The 3,849-nt window shown below is 37.0% G+C and carries 3 protein-coding genes; all 3 read right to left on the minus strand.

Translation table 11 applies throughout. From position 1 onward, the window contains the following. Nucleotides 1-1,290, minus strand: a 1,290-nt coding sequence (locus VB118_11095) for an ABC transporter ATP-binding protein (protein MEA4833145.1), incomplete at its 3' end; no start/stop codon positions are given. Continuing rightward, nucleotides 1,283-3,118 carry an ABC transporter ATP-binding protein gene (locus tag VB118_11100; protein MEA4833146.1) on the minus strand — a complete coding sequence of 612 codons (1,836 nt, stop codon included), beginning with the start codon at nt 3,116-3,118 and terminating at the stop codon, nt 1,283-1,285. The genes VB118_11095 and VB118_11100, both read right to left, overlap by 8 nt. A gap of 61 nt (nt 3,119-3,179) precedes the next feature. After that, nucleotides 3,180-3,849, minus strand: a 670-nt coding sequence (locus VB118_11105) for an ABC transporter ATP-binding protein (protein ID MEA4833147.1), incomplete at its 5' end; no start/stop codon positions are given.

Raw genomic sequence — 3,849 nt, forward strand, 5'->3', positions numbered from 1 at the left:
TTTTATATTAATTCCGTTTAATAGTATTTCTCCTTCTGTCGGGTCATAAAGACGGCAAAGAAGCTTTATAAACGTCGTCTTTCCCGATCCGTTCATTCCGACAACGGCGAGCCTTTCGCCGATTCTGAATTTGAGCGAAACATTCCGCAGAGCATAAGCATCGGAAGACGGATATTTGAACGACACATCTCGGAATTCGATCTCATAATCGTTATCTCCGCCGACGCAGAGAGAGCGCTTTTCGACCGGGAGGGTGCCCAGGTACATCTTTTGTTGAATATCAAAGAATGCAAGATAATCCACAATGAACGGAGTATTGTATTTAATTTCTCCAATGATATTGAACATATAAATAACTGCATTTATTAATCTTCGTATAAATCCGATATATTTAATTATACTGCCAATTCCAAATACTTCTTTTATTGCATAAATACAAACAAATATATATGTCGTTGCTTGCAACAGATATGACAATACTTGTATTGGAATTTCTGATTTGAATTTCTCTGAAAACAGCTTCCTGAAAGCTTTTTTATGAAGGTCAAAAGAAATATTTTTTATCTTCATGACCAATTTATCCTGCCGATACAGTCGTACATCTTTGCCCATATTATAACTGTCAAGCGCATCGTCAATGCGGTTTTCATCAATCATGGTCTGAGATACATCATTTGATATATATGCTATTTTCTTTTCAACGAAAAAGCTCACCCAAACATTAAGAGCAATCAACAAAATCAACATTCCAAAAAACATCAAGAATATCCAACTAAATTCCGCAGAAACAATCAAAATAAGCATTTCTGTAAATAAATATACTGAAAGTATAATATTAATGACATTATAAGTAAGATTATTAAGACTGTTTATTAAAGACTGTTTACCATGCCAATCGATTTTTGCTGATTCGATTATTTTACGGCGCAGCTGACGAACCTCAGTATTTTCCAAATTATCATAATCCAGCATCAGTGTTTTATTATTAAATAAAGTTATTTCTTTTTGATCAAGAACAGCGGACTTTAATCCGAATTCACGGCTTAAAAACCCGCCAAAAATAGAAATCATAAAGTTTCCAGTAACAATAATCAATACCAGTATTAAGAGTCTTTGTGTGTTTCTAGCTCCGGCAATTTCATTTACGATTTCAGCAGACATATATATATTGAAATATGGCGACAAGTTTGAAAAGAACGCATTCGCAATCATCAGAGGAAAATATGATCTGCAAAGCGAATGCCAAAGCTTGATGGCACGTATATTTGGATTCATTTTCTCTTTACGCATTATCTGCAGTCTCCTTATAGTAATGGCTTTGAAGGTCGAACATGTAGGCATATTTTCCCCCTCGCTTCATCAACTCGTCGTGAGAACCCGATTCTACAATCTCACCGTTGTCAACAAGAATAATCCTATCACAGAAACGTGTTGAAGCGAGGCGGTGTGAAATATAAATTGAAGTTTTATGTTTTGTCAATTCATTGTATTTCAAATATAGTTCATTCTCTGCAATCGGATCAAGAGCAGCGGTCGGCTCGTCAAGTATAATTACCGGTGAATTTTTGTACAACGCACGGGCAAGCATAAGCTTCTGTTTTTCTCCACCAGATAATTCAATTGAATCATCAAACACACCTTTCATAAGGCGTGAATCAATGCTTTTCGGGAGGCTATTTATTTTTTTTAAAAGTCCGGCTTTTTTTATTACTTTTTCAACTTTATCACGGTCGATAACTGTGTCACTAGATGAAATAAATTCAGAAATTGAGACAGGAAGTAAATACATATCCTGAAACACCGCTGAAAACAGTGTATAGTATTCCTCAATATTGTATTCGCTGACTGACTTACCATTTATTTTAATTATACCTTCTGTCGGAAAATAAAATCCGCACAGCAGTTTTATAAGCGTCGTTTTTCCTGCACCATTTTCACCAACGATTGCAATACGCTCGCCTTTGTCTATTTTAATATTAATATTTTTTAAGGTATACTTATTTTCTTCTGTCGAGGGATATTGATATGAAACATTACAGAATTCAATATCAACAGGCAATTCTTCTAATGTAGGTAAAGAACAACCCTGTGCGTGATTATAATTTTCCTTAATATTGAAATATTCCCTGTAATAACTGATTTTTATACTCTTTGCCACAATATCATTTACATTGTCAACGATGTTGTTGAGCCATACGGAAAATCCTGTTATCGCACCGAAATAAAAAACAAAATCTCCGACACTGATTTTATTGTTTATTATCATAACAATCAAAACTGCATATGCTGCTCCGTCACGTAACAGCGTTAATACTGTACTAATACAAACACCTATAAAAGAACGAATGTTCATTTTTTTTGTCCACGAAAAACGTTCTTCTTGAAAACCATTGAGCAATCCGTTGAGCCAATTCAACATACCATAAATACGAATGTCCTTTGCGTATTCGAATTTCGATGAAAATCCGGATAAGTATCCGATTTTTCTGTCAATCGCTGTCCAACTGTCCTTGTGCTTTTCGGAATAATTGCGTTGCCAACGGCTGACAAAATAAGTTATTGCGGCAGACGCAAAGAGCAGACACAGTATCAGCGGTGACATCATTGTAATTATGCTTCCATATGTAAACACTCCCAGAGTATTGCATAAAAAAACGCGCAAAGACCGCCATATGAATTCCGGTGCGCATTGCCCTGAACAGGCATCATTCATTACGAGGGAGTATTTTAAATTTATTTTTGGATTGTCAGTATTTGAAAAATCCGTGCGCATAAATTTCTCAGTAATCTCATGTTGATACATCGTAGAAAAGTTGTATTGACGCATAGCAAGCCGTGAACCGCAGAAACTGTTGATTAAATTTATAAAAAGCATCATAGCACCAATAATCATGACAATCATAATAATAGTTGGAATGCTTTGCTTTCCTTCGACCGCATCGATTATAATTTTCGGATAGTAAATTTCAACAAGTGGTAATAAGATGCTAAATGGTATTGAAGGAATAAAGTAAAGATAAAATGCTTTGTCCCATCGCCATATGTTTTTTAATGCATATGAAATGTTAGACAGAAGATTATATTTTTGCTTTTCCTTTCTTGATTTTTCTATTTTCAAGAGTCACTCCTCCTTGCCGTTATCTTAACTACCGGCATAATTATATTTTTACGCAACACAATTATAATTGGCATTTGGCTTCCTCCGCGTAATACTGCGCCTGAGCATGCCACAGCTCATAATACTTTCCGTCTTCGTCGGCGACAAGCTCGTCATGGCTTCCGCGCTGAATAAGCTTCCCTTCATGAAATACGGCAATATCATCGCAGAAGCGGCAGGAAGAAAGACGGTGACTGATATAAATCGCTGTTTTATCGCCGACAATTTCATTGAATTTGCTGTAAATCTCATATTCGGCAATCGGATCGAGCGCGGCGGTCGGCTCGTCGAGGACGATAAACGGCGCGTCTTTATAAAGCGCACGCGCAAGTGCGATTTTCTGTGCCTCTCCGCCGGAAATCTCTACTCCCTTCTCGTCAAAGTCCTTGTAAAGGCAGGTTTCAACGCCCTCCGGCATTGAGGAAAGTCTGTCTCCGAAGCCTGCTTCTTTAAGACAGGCCTCAACCTTTGTTTTATCGTAATCCACCCTTGCCGCGACATTCTGACCGAGTGAAAACGAAAACAGCTTGAAATCCTGAAACACGACTGAGAATATCGACATATATTCGTCGTAATCGTATTTTTTTATATTAATTCCGTTTAATAGTATTTCTCCTTCTGTCGGGTCATAAAGACGGCAAAGAAGCTTTATAAACGTCGTCTTTCCCGATCCGTTCATTCCGACAACGGCG

The organism is Oscillospiraceae bacterium, from assembly GCA_034925865.1.
Classification (GTDB): Bacteria; Bacillota; Clostridia; order Oscillospirales; family SIG627; genus SIG704.